This is a genomic window from Novosphingobium sp. YAF33 (assembly GCF_052113265.1).
In the GTDB taxonomy this organism is placed as follows: domain Bacteria; phylum Pseudomonadota; class Alphaproteobacteria; order Sphingomonadales; family Sphingomonadaceae; genus Novosphingobium.
This window is the reverse complement of the sequence record NZ_JBFRCW010000006.1, coordinates 39,975-59,577: the sequence shown is the minus strand read 5'-3', so window position 1 is coordinate 59,577 and position 19,603 is coordinate 39,975. Positions and strand designations below refer to the sequence as shown.

Annotated in this window: 17 protein-coding genes; 11 read left to right on the top strand and 6 right to left on the bottom strand. The window is 65.1% G+C overall.

Features of this window, described 5'->3' with window-relative positions; translation table 11 throughout:
- The first annotated feature begins 22 nt into the window (after nt 1-22).
- Together AB4Z00_RS13030 and AB4Z00_RS13025 are read left to right on the top strand one after the other, a co-directional pair.
- Nucleotides 23-1,195, top strand: coding sequence for an RsmB/NOP family class I SAM-dependent RNA methyltransferase (locus AB4Z00_RS13030; protein ID WP_442046268.1), 1,173 nt, complete (start codon nt 23-25; stop codon nt 1,193-1,195).
- 13 nt (nt 1,196-1,208) lie between these two features.
- Nucleotides 1,209-1,751, top strand: coding sequence for a tetratricopeptide repeat protein (locus AB4Z00_RS13025; protein WP_132263758.1), 543 nt, complete (start codon nt 1,209-1,211; stop codon nt 1,749-1,751).
- Nucleotides 1,752-1,808: 57 nt separating this feature from the next.
- Here the strand turns inward: AB4Z00_RS13025 and AB4Z00_RS13020 are convergent, their stop codons facing one another.
- The gene (locus AB4Z00_RS13020; protein ID WP_132264212.1) at nt 1,809-2,291 is read right to left on the bottom strand and encodes an RNA pyrophosphohydrolase; all 483 of its coding nucleotides are present in this window, start codon (nt 2,289-2,291) and stop codon (nt 1,809-1,811) included.
- A gap of 293 nt (nt 2,292-2,584) precedes the next feature.
- Between AB4Z00_RS13020 and AB4Z00_RS13015 the strand changes: the two genes are divergently transcribed.
- Both AB4Z00_RS13015 and AB4Z00_RS13010 read left to right on the top strand, forming a co-directional pair.
- The gene (locus tag AB4Z00_RS13015) at nt 2,585-4,567 is read left to right on the top strand and encodes a 2-oxoacid:acceptor oxidoreductase subunit alpha (protein WP_442046267.1); all 1,983 of its coding nucleotides are present in this window, start codon (nt 2,585-2,587) and stop codon (nt 4,565-4,567) included.
- A gap of 23 nt (nt 4,568-4,590) precedes the next feature.
- Nucleotides 4,591-5,604 carry a 2-oxoacid:ferredoxin oxidoreductase subunit beta gene (locus AB4Z00_RS13010; RefSeq protein WP_442046266.1) on the top strand — a complete coding sequence of 338 codons (1,014 nt, stop codon included), beginning with the start codon at nt 4,591-4,593 and terminating at the stop codon, nt 5,602-5,604.
- A 10-nt stretch (nt 5,605-5,614) separates the two neighbouring features.
- On the opposite strand, the gene AB4Z00_RS13005 is transcribed toward AB4Z00_RS13010, so the two are convergent.
- Nucleotides 5,615-6,331 carry a phosphatase PAP2 family protein gene (locus AB4Z00_RS13005; RefSeq protein ID WP_442046265.1) on the bottom strand — a complete coding sequence of 239 codons (717 nt, stop codon included), beginning with the start codon at nt 6,329-6,331 and terminating at the stop codon, nt 5,615-5,617.
- 41 nt (nt 6,332-6,372) lie between these two features.
- Between AB4Z00_RS13005 and AB4Z00_RS13000 the strand changes: the two genes are divergently transcribed.
- Nucleotides 6,373-7,749, top strand: a complete 1,377-nt coding sequence (locus tag AB4Z00_RS13000; RefSeq protein ID WP_442046508.1) for a cryptochrome/photolyase family protein — start codon at nt 6,373-6,375, stop codon at nt 7,747-7,749.
- 53 nt (nt 7,750-7,802) lie between these two features.
- On the top strand, nt 7,803-9,107 hold the full coding sequence (locus AB4Z00_RS12995) for a class I SAM-dependent methyltransferase (protein ID WP_442046264.1): 1,305 nt from the start codon (nt 7,803-7,805) through the stop codon (nt 9,105-9,107).
- Between the two features lie 8 nt (nt 9,108-9,115).
- On the opposite strand, the gene AB4Z00_RS12990 is transcribed toward AB4Z00_RS12995, so the two are convergent.
- The 3 genes from AB4Z00_RS12990 to purF all read right to left on the bottom strand — a co-directional run bounded on the left by AB4Z00_RS12990 (nt 9,116) and on the right by purF (nt 11,723).
- Nucleotides 9,116-9,454, bottom strand: coding sequence for a PilZ domain-containing protein (locus AB4Z00_RS12990; protein ID WP_132263750.1), 339 nt, complete (start codon nt 9,452-9,454; stop codon nt 9,116-9,118).
- Nucleotides 9,455-9,546: 92 nt separating this feature from the next.
- Nucleotides 9,547-10,278, bottom strand: a complete 732-nt coding sequence (locus AB4Z00_RS12985) for an SDR family NAD(P)-dependent oxidoreductase (protein WP_134095351.1) — start codon at nt 10,276-10,278, stop codon at nt 9,547-9,549.
- Entirely contained in the window at nt 10,275-11,723 is a 1,449-nt protein-coding gene (gene purF, locus AB4Z00_RS12980) for an amidophosphoribosyltransferase (protein WP_132263746.1), read from the bottom strand. Before purF ends, AB4Z00_RS12985 begins: the two co-directional genes overlap by 4 nt.
- Before the next feature lie 308 nt (nt 11,724-12,031).
- Between purF and AB4Z00_RS12975 the strand changes: the two genes are divergently transcribed.
- From AB4Z00_RS12975 to AB4Z00_RS12960, 4 genes are all read left to right on the top strand, one after another.
- The gene (locus tag AB4Z00_RS12975) at nt 12,032-13,273 is read left to right on the top strand and encodes a lipoprotein-releasing ABC transporter permease subunit (RefSeq protein WP_442046263.1); all 1,242 of its coding nucleotides are present in this window, start codon (nt 12,032-12,034) and stop codon (nt 13,271-13,273) included.
- Nucleotides 13,266-13,964, top strand: coding sequence for an ABC transporter ATP-binding protein (locus tag AB4Z00_RS12970; RefSeq protein ID WP_134095353.1), 699 nt, complete (start codon nt 13,266-13,268; stop codon nt 13,962-13,964). Before AB4Z00_RS12975 ends, AB4Z00_RS12970 begins: the two co-directional genes overlap by 8 nt.
- Nucleotides 13,965-14,048: 84 nt before the next feature.
- Nucleotides 14,049-14,333 (top strand): hypothetical protein, encoded by a 285-nt coding sequence (locus AB4Z00_RS12965; protein ID WP_132263740.1) that lies wholly within the window; start codon nt 14,049-14,051, stop codon nt 14,331-14,333.
- A complete protein-coding gene (locus AB4Z00_RS12960) occupies nt 14,317-14,814 on the top strand; it encodes a glutathione peroxidase (RefSeq protein WP_442046262.1) in 498 nt (165 codons plus the stop codon). Before AB4Z00_RS12965 ends, AB4Z00_RS12960 begins: the two co-directional genes overlap by 17 nt.
- 34 nt (nt 14,815-14,848) lie before the next feature.
- On the opposite strand, the gene AB4Z00_RS12955 is transcribed toward AB4Z00_RS12960, so the two are convergent.
- The gene (locus AB4Z00_RS12955; RefSeq protein ID WP_442046261.1) at nt 14,849-15,592 is read right to left on the bottom strand and encodes an RcnB family protein; all 744 of its coding nucleotides are present in this window, start codon (nt 15,590-15,592) and stop codon (nt 14,849-14,851) included.
- Nucleotides 15,593-15,901: 309 nt separating this feature from the next.
- Here AB4Z00_RS12955 and dnaE point away from each other — a divergent pair, with 309 nt between their 5' ends.
- Nucleotides 15,902-19,501, top strand: a complete 3,600-nt coding sequence (dnaE, locus tag AB4Z00_RS12950) for a DNA polymerase III subunit alpha (RefSeq protein ID WP_134095355.1) — start codon at nt 15,902-15,904, stop codon at nt 19,499-19,501.
- The last annotated feature ends 102 nt before the right edge of the window (nt 19,502-19,603 follow it).

Genomic DNA, 19,603 nt, shown 5'->3' with positions numbered 1-19,603 from the left:
TCGCGCAGGGCGGCACAAGGGCATGACACCGGGCGCGCGCGTTCAGGCGGCGATCGAGATCCTCGATCTCGTGATCGACGCCGCGCGTGCCGGCGGAGCGCCAGCCGACCGACTGATCGCAGACTGGTTTCGCGCGCGCCGCTTTGCCGGCAGCAAGGATCGCCGTGCCGTGCGCGAACTGGCCTATCGGGCGATACGCGTATGCGGTGAGATTCCGGAGTCCGGGCGCGCGGCCATGCTTCGCGTCGCGGCCGAAGATCCGGAACTGGCCGCGCTGTTCGATGGCGAGGGACATGCGCCCGCCGCTATCGCTGCAGACGAGCCTGTGGCCGAAGCCGGGCTCGCCCCGCGCTGGCTGGTCGATCGCTTTGCCGGCAGCGGCGTCTCCGAACGCGACGCGGCAGCCTTGCTGGGCCGCGCTTCGCTGGACATCCGCGTGAATACGCTCCGCCAGGGTGACCTGGATCTTCCCGAGGGCGGGGAACGCTCCGAAACGGCCCACGGCTGGCGCTATCCTCCCGAAACCCGCATCGAGCAGACCGAGGCCTATCTCCAGGGCGCCATCGAAGTTCAGGACACCGGCTCGCAGCTGACCTGCGAAGTCGTGGCCGCAAGGCCCGGCGAAACGGTGATCGATCTTTGCGCCGGGGCAGGGGGCAAGACCCTGGCTCTGGCAGCGGCCATGGAAAATCGCGGCGTTCTGATCGCCTGCGATGCCGACCGGACCCGCCTCTCGCGCCTGCCCCCGCGAGCCGAGCGCGCCGGGGCGACCGGGATTGAGACCGTTCTTCTCGATCCCAACAAGGAAATGCAGGCTCTCCAGCGCTTCGCGGAATCGGCGGATGCGGTCATGGTCGACGCGCCCTGCTCGGGCACCGGCACCTGGCGCCGCAATCCCGAGGCGCGCTGGCGGCTCACCGAAGCGCAGCTGGCCCGTTACACGGCCGTGCAGGCCCGTCTGCTCGACGTGGCCGCGCAACTGGTACGGCCGGGAGGAAGGCTGGTCTTCGTCACTTGTTCGCTGCTGGACGAGGAAGGCGCAAACCAGGCCGATGGCTTCCTGAAGCGCAATCCCGGATGGCAGGCGGCAGCGCCCGTCCTGCCAGTCGGTACCCGGCGCGGCGCCGGGCTGAGGCTGTCGCCGTGGCACGACGGGACCGATGGCTTTTTCGTCGCGCGCTTCGAACGGCTGTGATAGCGTCGGCGTCATGATGAGGACGAAGCCCTCGGCCAAGGACATTTTGATGCGTTACACGCCTGCCGCGATTGCTCTATCCCTTGTTGTTGCCATCTCTTCCAGCGCCATCCTGTCCGAGCCCGCCGCGGCGCTCGATCCCCGCGCTGCGACTCTGATGGCCGAAGGGCGCGCTGCTGTCGACGCGGGCAACGTCAATGGCGCCATCGATGCCTATGAAGCCGCTCTCACCGTGGAACCCGGCAGCGTTCCCGTCCTGCTGGCCCTGGCCGATGCCACGCGCAAGCAGGGACTTCAGGGCAAGGCGCTGCATTACTACCGCGTCGCGCTGACCAGCGATCCGCGCAATGTCGCGGCTCTGGCGGGCGAAGGCATGGCGTTGGCGGAAAAGGGCGCGACCGACAAGGCGAGCCGCAACCTGGCGCGGCTCCAGACGCTTTGTGGCAAGGATTGCGCGGAAACCGAAAAGCTCGCCGCCGCCATTGCCAAAGTTCCCGCGACTCGGGTCATGACTGCCGAAGCGACGGCGCCCAAGCCGGTCGTTTCCGAAAACTGATTTTTCGGCAGGAGCAGGTTCGATCGGGCTGGTCAGCCCGATCGATCGACGCGCGAATCAGATCAGCGCGCGGAATTCTTCCAGAACGGCGCGATAGACGCGCTTCTTGAACGGCACGATCAGGTCGGGCAGCAATTCCGGCTCGATCCATTTCCAGTCGGCGAATTCTGCCGGCGTATGGGCTTCGAGATCGATGTCGGCGTCCTTGCCGTCGAATCGGGCGAGGAACCAGGTCTGGCGCTGGCCGCGGTATTTGCCCTTCCACAGCTTGCCGATGAGTTCGTCCGGCAAGTCGTAGAACAGCTCTTCGCGGGTCTGGGACAGCATGGTGACGTGCTGTTCGGTCGCGCCGGTTTCCTCCCAAAGCTCCCGCAGGGCGGCGGCTTTGAGGTCTTCGCCATCGTCGACGCCGCCTTGGGGCATCTGCCACCAGTCGCCTTCCTTGGTGTCGATCCGCTTGCCGACGAAGACCTTGCCGTCGGAATTGACGAGCATGACGCCGACGCAGGGGCGGTAGGGCAGGGACGCGAAGTCTTTCATCGGTGAACGGTATTCCATGATCGTTGGGAGAAGCGAGGTTCGGAAATCGGCGGCGGGATTACCGGAGCGCATGGCCGTAGAATGGCCCAAGCGCTCGCGCAATGCCAGCGCGATCTATGGTTCCCAGTCCGCTAACCGATGATCGGCTCCCGATCCGGGATCTGATCCGCCGCCGCGCGCGGTCTGCCGCGCCGGGCATTTTTCCGGTTTGCACCGATAGTAAGCCAGCATAGTCTGGTGAACGGGAAACAAATGCTGCCGGCGTCAGACCGGCCTTCCCGGGAGAGACGATGATGGCGACGATCTCATCGGTTGGCGATTCGGCGCGGCAACGCGCGCCGCTGGAAGGGGGCGATCCTGAGGCTGAGGCTTCGCCGGTGGAAGCCGTGGTCGTGCGGTTTGCCGGCGACTCGGGCGATGGCATGCAGTTGACGGGAGGCCAGTTTACCCTCTCCACCGCCCTGGCCGGAAACGACCTGGCGACTTTCCCGGACTTCCCGGCCGAAATCCGCGCCCCGCAAGGCACGTTGTTCGGGGTTTCTGCCTTTCAGATCAATTTCGGCTCCAGTGAGATCACCACAGCGGGCGATGCGCCGGATGTGCTCGTCGCCATGAACCCCGCCGCGCTCAAGACCAATATCCATGCGCTCAAGCCCGGCGGCATGGTCGTCGTAGACACTGGGGAATTCGGCAAGCGCAACCTCGAGAAGGCGAAATACGCGGCCAATCCACTGGAGGATGGCAGCCTCGCGCGATGGGACGTGCTGGCCTTCGACATTTCCGCGCTGACGCTGGAGGCGGTGAAGCCCTTCGGCCTGGGCAACAAGGAAGCGCTGCGCTGCAAGAACATGTGGACGCTCGGCCTGGCGCTCTGGATGTTCGACCGCGACCGGCAGCCGCTGATCGACTGGCTGAACGCCAAGTTCGCGAAAAACCCGGTCCTGGCGCAGGCCAACATAGCCGCGCTCAATGCCGGGCATGCTTACGGTGAGACGGCTGAACTGGCCGGTCCGCTGAAGCGCCAGCATATCGACCCGGTGCCGAGCGCGCCGGGGCTCTACCGCACGATCACCGGCGCGGAGGCGATCTCCCTCGGCCTTGTCGCGGGATGCCAGCTTGCCGGGCTGCCGATGTTCTTCGGCGGCTATCCGATCACGCCGGCCTCCGCGATCCTGCACCATCTGGTCAAGATGAAGGAGTTCGGGGTCACCACCTTCCAGGCCGAAGACGAGATCGCCGCGATCTGCTCCGCCATCGGCGCGAGTTACGCCGGGCAATTGGGGGTTACGTCCTCGTCCGGGCCCGGAATCGCATTGAAAGGAGAGGCCATGGGGCTGGCGGTGATGACCGAACTGCCTCTGGTCATCGTCAACTCGCAGCGCGGCGGGCCTTCGACGGGCTTGCCGACCAAGACCGAGCAGTCCGATCTCTACCAGGCGGTCTACGGGCGCAACGGCGATGCGCCGCTGCCGGTGATCGCGGCCTGCTCCCCGGCCGACGCGTTCGAATGTGCGATCGAGGCCTGCCGCATCGCCACCGGCTACATGACGCCGGTCATCCTGCTGACGGACGGCTATATCGGCAATGCTTCCGAACCTTGGAAAGTCCCCGATCCGGCTGGCTTTACGTCTTTCCCCGTGGCGTTTCTGGAAGAGCCCAACGGCGAGTCGCGGGTGCTGCCCTACAAGCGCGACGAGCGCGGCGTGCGGCCGTGGATCAGGCCGGGCACGCCCGGTCTCATGCACCGCATCGGCGGCATCGAGAAGGCCGTCGATACCGGCAACATCGATTACGCTCCCGATGTCCATCAGGCGCAGACCGATGCGCGAAAGGCCCGGATCGACGGTATTGTGGATGACATTCCCCCTCAGGAAATCTGCCTGGGCGAAGCGCAGGGCACGCTGCTCGTCATCGGCTGGGGCTCCACGTTCGGGCCGATCCATCAGGCCGTGCGCCGCGCGCGGAAGAAAGGGTACGCCGTCAGCCATGCCCAGGTTCGCCACATCTGGCCGCTGCCCGGCAATCTCGGCGAACTGCTGGCGGGCTTCGACCATGTGCTCGTGCCGGAAATGAACACGGGTCAGTTCAAGACCTTGCTGCGGGACCGGTTTCTGGTCGACGCCGTGCCGCTGAACAAGACCAGCGGCCAGCCTTTTGCCATCGCCGAACTGGAGGCGGCCATCGCCCGGTTCTTCGACGGCATCGCCGGCAACGAAGGCGGCGAAGTGGAGGTCAACGAGACCCAGCTTCCCGCTCCCGAGATCGAGCAGCCCTGAGACTTTCGAACGGAGATGCCCTCATGAACGACATGACCCCGATCGAGACCACGCTCAAGGACTGGGAGACCGACCAGGAAGTGCGCTGGTGCCCCGGCTGCGGCGACTATGCCATCCTGAAGGCCGTGCAACGGACCTTGCCGATGCTGGGAGCAGACCCGAAGAACACGGTCTTCGTCTCGGGCATCGGCTGTTCCAGTCGCTTTCCCTACTACGTCGAGAGCTATGGCTTCCATTCGATCCACGGCCGCGCACCCGCCGTGGCAACCGGCATCAAGCTGGCCAATCCGCAGCTCGACGTCTGGCTGGTCACCGGCGACGGCGACGGCATGTCGATAGGGGGCAACCACACCATGCATGTGCTGCGCCGTAATCTCGATTGCCAGATCATGCTGTTCAACAACGAGATCTACGGCCTGACGAAAGGCCAATATTCTCCGACCAGTCGTCCCGGCACACCTTCGCCGACCTCGCCAGCGGGATCGGTGGATCGGCCCGCCAGCCCCTGCGCCTTCGCGCTGGGTTCGGGGGCGCGTTTCGTGGCGCGCAGCTACGATGTCTCCAAGGATCTCCCCGAGGTGCTCATGGCCGCCTATCGCCACAAAGGTGCGGCCTTCATGGAGATTTTCCAGAACTGCATCGTCTACAACAAGGACCGTTTCGACGACTTCACCGACAAGGCCGTAGCTGCGGATATGCAGGTCCAGTGCCGGGATGGAGAGCCCTTGCTCTATGCAAAGGAGACCCGCGGCCTTGCGCTCGATCCCGAGACGCTGTCGCTGCACGCTGTCGACGTGGTTGACGGCGATTGGCAGGGAGCCGGGGTCTTGCGGCATAATGTGCGCAACCGCACGCTGGCCCACATGCTGGTGGAAATGCCCTTCGGTCCGTTCCCGATGGCGCTGGGCGTGATTCTCGACGATCCCGCGCCCACGTTCGAGAGCGCGGTCGTGGCCGAAAGGCAGGGGCTGATCGCGGGCAAGACGGCGGATCTCGGCAAATTGCTGGCCCGGGGGCAGACCTGGACCGTGGCTTGAAACCAGGAACTCAGCTCTTGGGGTCAGCGAGATCGTCGGCGGCATGGATCACGGTGACGGCTGGTCGATAGAGGAGCGCGCTGGCCAGGAAGGCCCAGCCTGCGCCGCCCAGCCACCCAGCCATGACGTCGCTCGGCCAGTGGACGCCCAGCCATACGCGGCTCCAGGCGATCGCAAGGCTCAGGATCATGGCGCAGGCGATGAGCGCATGGCGCAGCGAGGCTCGCGGACTCAGTGCGGCAAAAGCCAGGGCAAACGCGATATACGAAGAAGCGGCATTGAAGCTGTGCCCGCTGGGAAAGCTAGCCCCGCCGGCCGAGGTCAGGTGCGGCACGATCTCGGGGCGAGGGCGGCCGAACAGCGCCTTGAACCCCAGATTGACCAGGCTGGCGCTGATGACGGTCAATGCCAAGAGAACGCCTTCGCGCCGGCAACGGAGCCAGAACAGCGCCACGACCGCCATGATCGTGTAGAGCTTCAGTTGCAGGAATCCGCCCATTGCGGTGAGATCCCGCACCCATTCCAGCAGCCAGGTCGGGCCGAGCGGCCGTAAATCCTGCGCGCGCCAGAACATCACACCGATCCTGTCGAAATGCGTCGTACGTCCGGCCGGCACCGCCCATGCGAAGAAGGCGAAAGCCGTCCAGCAGGTCGCGGCGGCGATGAGGGATTTGCGCGGATCGATGCGATGCCGCAGCAGGTTCGGTCTTTCGGAAGAGGCAGTCATTGGCTTAGGGAACGCCCATGGCAGACAAGCGTTCCGGCAGCATGAATCCCCCCATCATCGTGTGGCTGCGGCGCGACTTGCGCCTGTCCGACCAGCCTGCCATCGCAGAAGCGGCCAGCCAAGGCCCCGTCGTCCCGGTCTATGTCCTGGATGACGAGACGCCCAGGCATCGCAGCATGGGCGGTGCATCGCGTTGGTGGCTGCATCATTCGCTGAAAAGCCTGGACGCTGCGCTGCGGGAAAAGGGCTCGCGTCTGATCCTGCGCAAGGGGCGCTGCGAGAACGTGCTGAAGGAAGTGGCCGAGGAAGTGGGGGCCGTGTCGGTCCACGCGCTGCACCACTACGAACCCTGGTGGCGCAATGCCGAAAAGGCCGTGGGGCAAGTGCTGGACCTGCACCTTCATCATGGCAATTACCTGGCGCCGGCCGGGTCGGTGATCAATGGTTCGGGACGGCCCTACAAGATCTACACGCCGTTCTGGCGGGCGCTGCACGAACGCCTGCCGCCGGTCGAACCGCATCCCCGGCCCGCCAGGATCGAGGCACCGGCGCACTGGCCGAAGTCTGATCGGCTCGCGGACTGGAAGCTGCTTCCGGCGAAGCCCGATTGGGCGGGCGGCATGCGCGAGATGTGGGAACCGGGCGAGGATGGCGCGAAGAAGCGGCTCCATGCTTTCGTAGAGGAAGCCTCCGCCTATGAAGCGCAGCGGAACCTGCCATCGGTCGACGGCACTTCCTTCCTTTCGCCGCATCTTCACTTCGGCGAAATCTCTCCGGGGCAAGTCTGGCATGCCGTGGCCGATGCCGGCGGCTCGGTGGAGACCTTCCTCGGCGAGCTGGGCTGGCGCGATTATGCGCAGAACGTGATCCTGCAGTTCCCCGAATATGGGAGCCGTTCCGCGAAGGAGGATTTTTCGCACTTGCACTGGCGGACCGGGAAGCAGGCCGAATCGGATCTTGCTGCCTGGCAGCGGGGCAGGACCGGCTATCCGATCGTCGATGCCGGCATGCGCCAGCTCTGGCACACCGGCTGGATGCACAATCGGGTGCGGATGATCGTCGCCAGTTTCCTGATCAAGCATCTCCTGCTCGATTGGCGGGAAGGCGAGAAATGGTTCTGGGATACCCTGGTGGATGCGGACTACGGCTCCAACGCGGTGAACTGGCAGTGGGCCGCCGGTTCGGGCGTGGATGCGCAGATGTTCGTGCGGATCATGGCCCCGCTCAGCCAATCGGAGAAGTTCGACGCGGGCGCCTATATTCGCGAGTGGGTGCCCGAGCTTGCGGACCTGGACGACGCGGATATCCATGATCCCGCGTCGGACAAGCGCCCTCGCGGCTATCCTGCCAAGCTCGTCGAGCACCGGGCGGGACGCGAGCGGGCCCTGGCCGCCTGGGCGAAGGCGAAAGACCGGTGAGAGCGGGTTTCTAAGCAATTGCCCGCGGCCAATTTCCGGATAATATCCCGGATATGAACGCACAGGCGCCAGGCAGGGGTGAGGAACTGGTCGACGGCGGCCGCTCCATTGGCGTCGGCCCGCAGTGGCTGGCAAAACTCTGGTCTGGCGGTGTGTCGAGGGTTCTCGACAAGATCGACCAGGGTCTCCAGCGCGGATCGATAGAGGCGACCCTTCCCGGCGGCGAGACTCGCCTTCTCGGCGGAAGGGCGCCGGGATTCGAAGCCGTGGTTCAGATCAATAGCTGGCGCGCGCTGCTGCGCCTCGCCACGGCGGGCTCGGTCGGCTGGTATCAGGCCTGGGACGAAGGGGAATGGGAAAGCCCCGATCCAGTGCCGATCTTCGCGCTGTTCATGGACAATGCCGCGGGCCTGGGAAATGTCGGCCGCGCGCGCGGACCCTGGCGGATCGCGGCCAAGGCCTTGCATTGGCTGAACCGCAATACGCGTTCCGGCTCACTGCGGAACATCCACGTCCACTACGACCTCGGCAACGACTTCTACGAACAATGGCTGGGCGAGACGATGCTCTATTCCAGCGGGATCTATCCGCGCGCCGGGGGCGGCCCCAATGCGCTCAGCCAGTTCGTCACCGAGCTTGACCTCGCGCAGTCGAACAAGATCGGCGCCATCGCCCACCGGCTTGCCATTCCCGAGGACGGTCGTGTTCTGGAAATCGGCTGCGGCTGGGGCACGCTGTCTGCCTTCCTCGCTGAAACCGAGGGCGCGCATGTCGATGCCATCAGCCTTTCGGACGCGCAGCTCGCCTATGCGCGGGATCGCTGGACCGGGCGAGTGAAAGGCGCAGGCGGGCGCGTGGATTTCCTGAAGCAGGACTACCGCGATGTCGCAGGCGCCTATGACGCCATTGCCTCGGTCGAGATGGTGGAGGCGGTAGGGCGGCAATTCTGGCCCGATTTCCTCGACTGCGTGGCGCGGAACCTCAAGCCCGGCGGCCGCGCTGCGATCCAGTACATCGCGATTCGCGACGACATCTTCGAATCCTATGCCCGCAGCGCGGACTTCATCCAGACTTTCATCTTCCCCGGCGGCATGTTGATTCACGAACCGGAATTCCGCCGCCTGGCCGAGGAGCGCGGACTTTCGTGGGAGGACCGGCAGGGATTCGGGCTGGATTATGCCCGGACGCTCCACGAATGGCGCCGGAACTTCGAGGCCGCCGTTGCGGAAGGGCGGCTCCCCGCCGGCTTCGACGAGCGGTTCGTGCGCCTATGGCGCTTCTACCTGATGTATTGTGAGGGCGGCTTCATGGGCGGCGGCATCGACGTCGCGCAAGTTACCCTGGTCAAGCCGGGCTGAAGAAGCGCTCAGCTTCCCTGGCCGCGCCACCGCGCAAGCACGTTTTCCAGGATGATCGGGTTTAGCAGCTGTTCGAACGCGCAGCCGACCAGCCCGTCTTCCCACCAGATGACTCGCGCGGGCAGGGCTTCCATTCCGGGCAGCGTCAGCCAGCAGTACGTGCCGGGGTGGATGCGGCTGATCGCCGTGGCCGAGAAGCCGGAAAGCGAGAGATCGCGCACGGCCGTCTGGAAACCCTTGGTGCCCGATGCCCGGAAACCGGCCGGAATCGAGATTCGCAGGCGAATCGCGCTGCGGTCTTCCTGGGCAGCGAGTTCGTAGATGTCTTGCGGGGATTTTGTCGTCATTGTCCCGAGACCCGTACATTGGAGCGGCGTGCATGATACGCCGTCAATGGGAAGAAATCAGGAAAGAGTTACCACCGCATTAAATCATGTGGTTAAAAATCGGCGGGAATGGTCTCGCGGTGGCCGCTTTCAAAGGGTTCCGCGAGCAGCGAGACAAGCCTTTCGGCCACGGCTTCGGGCGGTTTCACCGATGCCGGCGCTTCGCCCGGATAGGCACGGGCACGCATCGCCGTGCGGGTGGCACCGGGGTTGACGATGGCCACGCGTAGCTTCGCGATATTGCGGCTTTCCTGCGCATAGCAATCCAGCAGAACCTCGAACGCGGCCTTGGTAGCGGCATAGGCGCCCCAGAACGCGCGGGGTGCGGTGGCGACGGTGGAGGTCATGCCGATCAGGCGCGCATCGTCGCTCTTGCGCAGCAGCGGATCGAAATTGGCGATCAGCGCCTGCGTGGCGAGGACATTCGTGGTGAGCGCCTTGTTGAAGGCGCGCTGGTCGATATCGGCCACGCTCGTCAGTTCCGGCAGGACCGCGGCATTGGCGACGAGAATGTCGAGCTTGCCCCAGCGCTGCGAGACGGCGGTGGCCAGGCGGGCGATGCCGTCCGATTCGACGAGGTCGACCGGCGCGATCGTCGCCGCGCCGCCGGCCTGGTAGATCCGGTCCTCGATCGCTTCCAGTGCCTTGGTGTCGCGCCCCGTCAACAGGACGTGTGCGCCCGCCGAAGCGAGTGCGAGCGCGGTGGCCGCACCGATCCCCCGGCTGGAGCCGGTGACGAGCGCGACCTGACCTTCGAACGGCTTGCCGCCAATACTTTCGCTCACGCTGCGTTGAGCTCCCCGGAGAAACGCTCGGCGAAGTCCGTCAGCTTGGTGGGATATTCGCCCGAGAAGCAGGCATCGCAGAATTGCGGGCGCTTCTTGTTGCGCTTTTCCTCGCCGACCGCACGGTAGAGACCGTCGATCGAGACGAAGGCGAGGCTGTCGGCCTTGATGAAGTCCGCCATGGCCTGGATGTCCATGTTGGCGGCCAGCAGCTTCGAACGTTCCGGCGTGTCGACGCCGTAGAAGCACGAATGCTCGGTCGGCGGGCTGGCGATACGCATGTGCACTTCGGCAGCGCCCGCGTCGCGCATCATCTCGACGATCTTCATCGAGGTGGTGCCGCGCACGATCGAATCGTCGATCAGGATGATGCGCTTGCCTTCGACGATGGCGCGGTTGGCATTGTGCTTGCGCTTCACGTCCGCGTGGCGGGCCGCGTCACCCGGCTGGATGAAGGTACGGCCGACATAGTGCGAGCGGATGATGCCGAGCTCAAAGGGAATGCCCGATTGCTGGGCATAACCGATGGCGGCAGGCACGCCGCTGTCGGGAACCGGGATCACCACATCGGCGGCGGCCGGCGCTTCCTTGGCGAGTTCCATGCCGATCTGCTTGCGCACCTGGTAGACCGAGCGGCCGTCCATCACCGAATCGGGTCGGCTGAAGTAGACGTGCTCGAAAATGCAGGGGCGCGGGGCCGGATTGCCGAAGGGGCGGTGGCTGGAGATCGTGCCCTTGTGATCGACCTGGACCAGTTCGCCCGGCTCGATCGAGCGGATGAACTCGGCGCCGATCACGTCGAAGGCCACGGTTTCCGAGGCGAACACGGTGGCGTCACCGATGCGGCCCATGACCAGCGGGCGGATGCCCAGCGGATCGCGGCAGGCGATCATGCCCTCTGCCGTCATGCAGATGAGTGAATAGGCGCCTTCCACCATGCGCAGCGCGTCTACGAACCGGTCGAGCAGCGTGGGATAGCGGCTGGTGGCGACGAGGTGGATGATCACCTCGGTGTCGGAGGTCGACTGGAAGATCGAGCCTTTCGACACGAGATCGCGCTTCAGCGTCATCGCGTTGGAAATGTTGCCGTTATGGGCGATCGCGAAACCGCCCGCGGCCAGATCGGCGAAGAGCGGCTGCACGTTGCGCAGCCCGGATCCGCCGGTCGTGGCATAGCGGACATGGCCGGAAGCCATGGTGCCGGGCAGGGTATCCAGCTCGCGCTGGGAGAACACCTGCGCCACGTGGCCGAGGCCGCGGTGGGAGTGGAACTCCTCGCCGCTGAAACTGGTAATGCCCACGGCCTCCTGGCCGCGGTGCTGCAAGGAGTGAAGCCCGGCCGCGGCGATGTTCGCCGCGTCCTTGGAGCCGATTACGCCGAAAACGCCGCACTCTTCGCGCAGCTTGTCCCCGTCGGCGTCTCGAAAGGGATGTGTCATGTTCATGGATGTCGTCCGGGCTGCTGGCGCGCCAAAATCGCCCGCGCATTTGGAGCGTGTTGCCCGTAAATGCAAGGGGGTCGAACGCCTCCGGTTCGGCAAGGGCGTCTGCGCCAGCTTCGTGACGGCATAATGACAGCCCCGATCCACGGGAACCGGCGCCTCTCAGAAGCATTGTGATCGACCGTTGGGGCTCTCTGGACTTTTGCCTGCGCGTTCAGCACCGCGTCACCTCGGGCAGGCGATCAGCTTGCCAGTCTTCCTACTTCTGCTTAATGCCGGGCCATCTGCCCGATCACAGACGGACCCGTCGCTTGATCCTATCCCCTTTCGAATGGACCATCGCCAAGCGCTACATGCTGCCCGGAAAGGGCGAGCGCTTCATTGCCCTGGTTGCCGGCATCAGCCTGGTGGCCGTGATGCTGGGCGTCGCTGCGCTGGTTATCGTCATGAGCGTCATGAACGGCTTCCGCGCGGAACTGTTCGACAAGATCGTGGGGCTGAACGGCCATGCGATCATCCAGGCCTATGGCGGCCGGCTGGACGACTGGCAGAGCGTGCTGAAGGATGTCCGCGCGACTCCGGGCGTGGTCAAGGCCTCGCCGCTGATCGAACAGCCGCTGGTGACCACCTTCAACGGCCGCGTCGAAGGCGTGCTGGTGCGAGGCAACACCAATGAGGATATCGCGCGCCTGCGCGAGAAGGTGCAGGCGGGCAATCTCGGAGAACTGGTTCCCGGCAGCGACAATGTCGCGATCGGGTCGCAGCTCGCGCAGAATCTCGGCGCGCAAGTCGGCGATACGATCACCGTGATGAACCCGCTCGGCCGCTCGACGCCGTTCGGCACCGTCCCGCGCCAGATCGCCTATCGCGTCGCTGCCATCTTCGAGATCGGCATCTACGATTACGACAAGGCCTATGTCGTGATGCCGATGAAGGACGCACAGACGCTGATGCTCACGGGCGACACCATCGGCATGATCGAGGTGACGACTACCAACCCGGACCGCGTGGGCGAGATCATCGCGCCGCTTGAACGGCAGTTGAAGGGCCGCGCCATTGTCACTGACTGGAAGACCATCAACGCCTCCCTGTTCGAGGCGCTGGCGGTGGAGCGCGTGGCGATGTTCGTCGTGCTCTCGATCATCGTGCTGGTGGCCGTGTTCAACATCCTGTCCTCGCTGATCATGCTGGTGCGCGCCAAGACGCGCGACATCGCGATCCTGCGGACGATGGGAGCGACCCGGCGTTCGCTGCTCAAGGTTTTCGTGACGACCGGCTTCTGCATCGGCGTGCTGGGAACACTGGCGGGCGTGCTGCTGGGCATCGTGTTCCTCTACTTCCGCCAACCCATCGTTCATTTCGTGGAGATCGTGACCGGCCAGAACCTCTGGGATCCCTCGATCCGGTTCCTGAACGAGCTGCCCTCGCGCCCGGACCCCGTGGAAATCGCGGTGATCTGCGTGATGGCCCTGATCTTCAGTTTTCTCGCCACGCTCTATCCCGCCTTCAAGGCGGCGAGCACCGATCCCGTGCAGGTGCTGCGCTATGAATGACACTGTCCATGCTTCCGCCAATGGAGCAGTCGTCCGCCTCGACAAGCTGACGCGCAGCTTCGAGCAAGGCGGCGTGACCATCGATGTCCTGCGCGGCGTGGACCTCGACGTTCGCCCCGGAGAGATCGTTGCCCTGCTCGGGCCTTCGGGTTCGGGCAAGTCGACCATGCTCCAGGCCATCGGCCTTCTCGAAGGCGGTTTCGGCGGGCGAATCGAGATCGCCGGCATCGATGCGTCGAAGCTCGGCAAGGACCGCCGCGCGGCGGTTCGGCGCGACCATATCGGCTTCGTCTACCAGTTCCACCACCTCCTGCCGGACTTCAACGCGATCGAGAATGTGGTCCTGCCGCAGCTCATCACCGGCAAGCCGCGCGAGGAGTGCGAGGAGCGCGCGCGCGAATTGCTGAGCGCGCTGGGGTTGGGGCAGCGCCTCGAACACCGGCCGAGCAAGCTCTCGGGCGGCGAGCAGCAGCGCGTCGCCGTGGCCCGTGCCCTGGCCAACAAGCCGCGCCTCGTGCTCGCCGACGAACCGACCGGCAATCTCGACGAGACCACCGCCGACACTGTGTTCGCGCAGTTCCTCGAACTGGTGCGCGGGCAGGGCAGCGCAGCGCTTGTGGCTACCCACAACGAGCGGCTGGCTGCAGCCATGGATCGGGTGGTAAGACTCCACGAAGGGGTGCTGGCCTGACCCGGCGGGGATAAAGCTCAGGGAACATTGCGCGATTCCTGCGCGTTTCATGGGCCGAGGCAAGACGCGCGAAAGGAGCAACATATGAGCGACTTTCCCACCACCATCCAAGGCATTCCGGCTGGCGACAGCCCCGGATGGAACGACGGTGCGGAACTGCACAAGGCCACTGATGGCAGCGGTCTGTTCAACGTATTCAAGGCGATACGCCGAGATACGGTGGCCAATCTGATTCGCTATGTGATGCACCTCCCAGAGGCGGATCAGGTGAATTATTCCGTTCAGAAGGACGGTGACAGGCTGCTGGAAATCGGGGACATACGCCGTCTTTATCGAAGGACGGACTTCCCCCATGGCGTCACCAGCTGATCTCCGAACGATTGCGGATTTCGAAGTGGCCTTGCCCGGCGGTGAGACGGTAAGTCTCGCCGACAGGCTCGGCCAAGTGCTGCTTGTGGTCAACACGGCCAGCAAGTGCGGTTTCACGCCGCAATATGCCGGACTGGAAACACTTTGGCAGAGATATCGGGACCGCGGCTTCGAGGTCATCGCCTTCCCGTGCAATCAGTTTGGCGGGCAAGAACCGGGCTCGGCCGAGGACATCGCCTCGTTCTGCGAAGTGAACTTCGGCCTCTCGTTTCCGCTCATGGGCAAAGTGGACGTCAATGGAGACGATGCCGCGCCCATCTGGACATGGTTGAAGCGCGAAGCGCCGGGTCTGCTCGGCAGCAAGTCCGTGAAATGGAACTTCACCAAGTTCCTGATCGGCCGCGACGGCAAGGTCGTGCGTCGCTACGCTCCCACCGATAAGCCGGAGAGCCTGGAAAAGGACATCGAGGCGCTGCTCTGAGCGAGCAGCGCCTTCTTTCGTCCTGCCATCCGGCTCAATAGTAGAAGGCGTTGTAGATCACATCGACCACGCGGCGCGTGGTGCGGTTCACCAGCAGCAGGTCGGGGCCGTAGCGCACCCAGTAATAGCCCGGGGGCGGCGGGCCGACGCCGACCATCGAATAGTCCTGGAACAGATAGGCCGAGGACAGGAAGATGGCCGGCAGGACCATCCGCACCGTCCATCGCCGATAGCTGTAGCCCCGTGGATAGCGGTACGGCGGCGCGCGCATCGGGCGGAACGTGCTCGGCCTTCCTGCGCCCGGACGATGGGGCTGAGAGACGACGGGCGGACGCGGATAGCCCGGTTGGCCGGGGCGGTTGCCGCTGCCCGGCTGGCCCGGGCGATAGTTGCTGCCCGGCTGTCCCGGGCGGTAGTTGCCACCCGGCTGCCCTGGGCGATTGCCATTGCCGGGCTGGCCGGGGCGATGGTCTCCACCGGGTTGCCCCGGTCGATTGCCGCCGCCCGGTTGTCCCGGCCGATTGTCGTTGCCGCCACCGGGCCGACTCGGCTGTGTCTGGTTGCCGCCGGGGCGGGTAGGCTGCGGTTGCGGGCGGCTTCCTCCTGCGCCGGGCTGGCCGGGGCCGGAGGGGCTATTCGAACCACCCGACGGTGGCCGCGCGCCCTGGCCCTGCGATCCGCCGGGACGATTCTGCTGTGCCATGGCTGCGAACTCCAGAGGCAGCAGGCCTTCCGGTGCGAGCAGCAGGGGAACGAAAGCGAGATAGGCGAACTTCATTCACACGTCTCCAGAACGGCCGATCCGGCATAAGACGAAAACGCCGAAAACGGCGTGGGTTGTGCATGAATCAATGGTTCTTGAAGACACCGGGTCGGGACTTCCGGCAAGGACAGGAACGGGCCGAACATGACGCGATTCCGCCCGACTTTCAAGGCGCTCCGACAGCAGCAAGGCCTGTACCCGCTCGTCGGAATCCAGCCATCCGGCGCGAGACCGGACCGTTTCGGAGCCATCGCGATCCCTTTCCCCCGGCTTATCCCCAGACGCGCCTTGATCGGGGCATAGGGCAATGCCTAAATTCCCCGGATGGCCCATGCATCCTTCGTACCTCTGCGCATCTTCTCAAGTTTCACGATGCTGGACGGCGCGATCGATCCCAAGGCCGCGGCAAAGCTGGCCAAGGAGCGCAAGTTTCCGGCCGCCGCCATCTGCGATCGTAACGGTCTCTACGGTGCCCCCACTTACGCGCAGGCCTGCAAGGGAGCCGGCGTCCAGCCCATCGTCGGCACTTTCCTCGCCGTCGCGCGGCCGGGGGTGGTGGCACAGGGACAGGACCTGCCGATCGACTGGCTCGCGCTTTTCGCCCAGAGCGAGGCCGGCTGGCTGAACTTGTGCGATCTCGTCAGCCGCGCGCACCTGGAGCGTCCACTGGAGCTCGACCCGCATGTCACGCTGGAATCGCTGCGCGGCCACACCGATGGCCTGATCTGCCTGACCGGAGGCAGCGAAGGCGCGCTGACCCGGCTCTATGCGGCGGGCAAGTTCGAAGCCGCGGAAAGCTATTGCGACAGCCTGCAAGCCCTGTTCGGCGACCGGCTCTATATCGAGATCACCCGCACCGGCGAGCAAGTCGAGGACGAGAGCGAGGAAGACCTGATCGCGCTGGCCTATGCGCGCGATATTCCCCTCGTCGGCACTAACCCCGCGCAATATGCCGAAGCGCAGTTCCACGCCGCGCACGATGCCATGCTCTGCATCGCCAATTCCACGCAAGTCGACGCGCCGGAGCGTCCCCGGTCCTCATCCGAACGCTGGGTCAAGCCTGCGGAGACGATGCAGGAGCTGTTCGCGGACCTGCCCGAGGCGCTGGCCAACACGCTCGTCGTCGCGCAGCGCTGCGCCTACATGCCGCCGCGCCGCAAGCCGCTGCTGCCCAGCCTTGCCGGCGACCTTGAGGGCGAGGCGCGGATGCTGGCGGACAATTCCCGCGCCGGCCTTGCCAGCCGTCTCGCGCCCTATTGGCCGGACGTTACCGAGGAAGAACTCGATGCCGCCATGGCCCTTCAGGGCGAAGAGCGCGAAGCCGCCTATCGCGAACTGGCCGAGCGCGGCGTCACCGAGGATTTCCTAGACTATGCCAAGCGCCTCGATTTCGAGGTGCAAATCATCGTCGGCATGGGCTTCCCCGGCTACTTCCTGATCGTTGCCGACTTCATCAAGTGGGCCAAGGACAACGACATTCCGGTGGGGCCGGGCCGTGGTTCGGGCGCGGGCTCGCTGGTCGCCTGGGCGCTGACCGTCACTGACCTCGATCCCCTGAAGCTGGGCCTGCTGTTCGAACGCTTCCTGAACCCGGAACGCGTCTCGATGCCGGACTTCGACATCGACTTCTGCGAAACCCGCCGCGGCGAGGTGATCCGCTACGTCCAGCGCAAATACGGGCACGATCACGTCGCCCAGATCATCACTTTCGGCAAGATGAAGGCCCGCGCCGTGCTGCGCGACTGCGGTCGCATCCTTCAGATGGGCTACGGCCGCGTCGACAGTCTCTGCAAGATGGTGCCGAACCATCCGACCGACCCGTGGACGCTCACCGATGCGCTGCATGGCCGCAAGCAGCATGGCGTCACCAAGGATCCGCCCGTCGCGGAATTCCGCCGCGAATACGATGTCGACCGCGAGGTGAAGCGCCTGGTCGACCTGGCGGTCCAGCTGGAGGGTCTGCCGCGCAACTCGTCGACTCACGCGGCGGGCGTCGTCATCGGCGACCGTCCGCTGGCGCAACTGGTGCCGCTCTACCGCGACCCGCGCTCGGACATGCCGGTGACGCAGTTCGACATGAAGTCGGTGGAGGATACCGGCCTCGTCAAGTTCGACTTCCTCGGCCTGAAGACGCTTTCAGTGCTGAAGAAGGCCTGCGACCTGCTGGAACGGCGCGGCATCACGATCAACCTCTCGACGCTCGCCTGGGACGATGCGGCCGTTTACGAACTGCTGAAGCGCGGCGACACCGTGGGCGTGTTCCAGCTGGAATCGGAAGGTATGCGCCGCACGCTGGCGGCCGTGAAGCCCACCAATTTCGGTGACATCATCGCGCTCGTCTCGCTCTACCGTCCCGGCCCGATGGACAACATCCCGCTGTTCGGCAGGCGCAAGAACGGGCTCGAATCGATCGAGTATCCGCACGACAAGCTGGCCGGTATCCTGGGCGAGACTTACGGGATCTTCGTCTATCAGGAACAGGTCATGCAGGCCGCGCAGATCCTGGCAGGCTATTCGCTCGGCGATGCCGACCTTCTGCGCCGCGCCATGGGCAAGAAGGTCCAGGCGGAGATGGACAAGCAGCGCCAGCGCTTCGTCGATGGCTGCAAGGAGGTTTCCGGGATCGAGGCGGGCAAGGCCAACGAACTGTTCGACTTGATCGACAAGTTCGCCGGCTACGGCTTCAACAAGTCGCACGCCGCTGCCTATGCGCTGCTCGCCTATCACACCGCCTGGTTCAAGGCGCATTACCCGCACGAATTCTACGCCGCCTCGATGTGCTTCGACATGCACCAGTCGGAAAAGCTCGCGATCTTCGTCGATGACGCCCGGCGCAACGGCATTCAGCTCGCAGCGCCCGACATCAACATGTCGGAAGCCGAATTCTGCGTGGAGGAAACGCCGGACAGCCACGCGGTGCGCTATGCCCTCGCGGGTATTCGCAATGTCGGCGAGAAGGCGATGGACGCCATCGTAGCCGAGCGCGAGGCGAACGGCAAGTTCGTCAGCCTCGACGATGTGTTCAGGCGGGCACCTGCCGGCTCGATGAATCGCCGCCAGCTCGAAAGCCTGGCCGCTGCCGGCGCTTTCGACGCCTTGGAGCCGAATCGCGCCAAAGTCCTGGCCAATGCCGATACCCTGCTGGCGGAAGCGGATCGCTCCTCGCGAGAGCGGAACAGCGCCCAGCATGGCCTGTTCGGCGGGGACGATCATGTCGAGCAGGGCTTGCGCTTCGTGGATGCGGACCCTTGGAACCGCATGGACCAGATGGCCAAGGAGCGGGAGACTTTCGGCTTCTACTTCGCCGCTCATCCGGTGGAGCAGTTCCGCGCCGTGGCCTCGGCCAACGGGGCGCGGACCTATTCCAGCCTCATGAACGGCGGCGGGGCAGGGCGCACGGACGCGGTCATGGCGGCCATGGTCGAGAACGTGCAGAAACGGAAGACGCGCCGCGGCAAGGACTTCGTCATGGCCGACTTTTCGGACCAGTCGGGCAATTTCTCCGCCTCCTGCTTCGAGGAAAGCCTGGTTGAGAACTTCGTCAGATGGTCGAAAGAGGGCGCATGCGTGCTGCTCAACGTCGAACTCGACAGCCCCAGCCCGGACGAGCCGCCGCGTGTGACGGTGCGGGGCGCGCGGCCGCTCAACGAAGTGAAGGCGGGGGCCCGCATGCTGCTCACGCTCGACATAGACCGGGTGGAAGCCGTGCAGGAACTGGCGATGCTCATGCGGCCGGGAGCGCCGGGCTGCGGTGAAGTGGTGGCAGTGCTGGATCTGGGCGAGGGGCGCCGGCAGAAAGTCCGGCTGGGACGGGATTTCGCGCTCGACGGCGAATTCGCCGAGCACCTTGCCAGTGTGGCAGGGATCTCCAACGTGTCGCTGATCGCACGAAGGGGGCCGGAAGGCCTTCGCCGCGCGGCCTGACGGCATACCCCCTCGATCCGTCCGTCCGCCGCGCGGCCGGTCGCGGCAGCTTGCTATAAGGGGCAAACTGCACCTACCTTTTGCCTTAGCGGGCCTTCCTCC